This window comes from Paraburkholderia sp. BR10141 (assembly GCF_056155635.1).
Genome location: NZ_JBMIQH010000109.1, coordinates 1 through 1,514 on the forward strand (window position 1 = coordinate 1; position 1,514 = coordinate 1,514).

General features: G+C 62.5%; 1 protein-coding gene. It reads left to right on the plus strand.

Annotation, left to right across the window (positions count from 1 at the left end; genetic code table 11):
• Positions 1-1,514: APC family permease (locus ACOJB8_RS41015; RefSeq protein ID WP_475017954.1), on the plus strand; the 1,514-nt coding region annotated here is incomplete at both ends.

Genomic DNA, 1,514 nt, shown 5'->3' on the forward strand with positions numbered 1-1,514 from the left:
CAACGGAACATCGGCCCGTTCGCGCTGATGTTCACCGGCCTCGGGTCGATCATCGGTTCGGGCTGGCTGTTCGGCGCGTGGAAGGCGGCGAAAATTGCAGGTCCGGCGGCGGTTTGCGCCTGGATCATCGGCGCCGTGGTCATTCTGGCCATCGCGCTCACCTACGCCGAACTCGGTGCGATGTTCCCGGAGTCGGGCGGTATGGTCCGCTACGCCCGCTACTCGCACGGCGCACTGGTGGGCTTCATCAGCGCGTGGGCGAACTGGATCGCCATTGTCTCGGTGATCCCGATCGAAGCCGAAGCCTCGATCCAGTACATGAGCACCTGGCCCTATGCCTGGGCGCACGCGCTGTTCGTCGACGGGTCGTTGACGCATTCAGGGCTCGGGCTCTCCGCGATTCTCGTGATCATCTACTTCATGCTCAACTATTGGGGCGTGAAACTGTTCGCGCGTGCCAACAGCGCGATCACGATCTTCAAGTTCATCATCCCGGGTCTGACGATCATCGGCCTGATGGCGGGTAGCTTCCACCAGGAAAACTTCGGCCAGACGACCTCGTTCGCCCCGTACGGCTGGTCGGCGGTGTTCACGGCAGTCGCCACGAGCGGCATCGTGTTCGCGTTCAACGGCTTCCAGAGCCCGATCAACCTCGCGGGTGAAGCGCGCAATCCGGCGAAGAGCGTGCCGTTCGCAGTGATCGGCTCGATTCTCTGCGCGCTCGTGATCTACGTGCTGCTGCAGGTCGCCTATATCGGCGCGGTCAATCCGGCCGACGTCGCGAAGGGCTGGAACACGTTCAACTTCAAGTCGCCGTTCGCGGAACTCGCGATCGCGCTGAACCTGAACTGGCTCGCGATCCTGCTCTACGTCGACGCGTTCGTGAGCCCGAGCGGCACCGGTACGACCTACATGGCGACGACCTCGCGCATGATCTACGCGATGGAGCGCAACAACACGATGCCGAAGATGTTCGGCAACGTGCACCCGTTCTACGGCGTGCCGCGCAACGCGATGTGGTTCAACCTGCTCGTGTCGTTCATCTTCATGTTCTTCTTCCGCGGCTGGAGTTCGCTCGCGGCGGTGATCTCGGTGGCAACGGTGATTTCGTACCTCACGGGTCCGATCAGCCTGATGGCGCTCAAGCGCGCCGCCACGGACATCGAGCGCCCGCTCTCCGTGCCGTTCATGAAAGTGATCGCGCCGTTCGCATTCGTGTGCGCATCGATGATCCTGTACTGGGCGAAGTGGCCGCTGACCGGCGAAATCATTCTGCTGATGGTCGTCGCGCTGCCGGTGTACTTCTACTTCCAGAGCAAGCAGGGTTTTGACGGCTGGGGCCAGGATCTGAAGGCCGCATGGTGGCTGTGTGCGTACCTGCCGATCATGGCGCTGCTCTCGCTCGTCGGCAGCAAGCAGTTCGGCGGCGCCGGTCTGCTTCCGTACGGCTGGGACATGCTGGTCGTCGCGCTGGTCTCGCTCGTGTTCTATTACTGGGGCGTGAATTCGGGCTA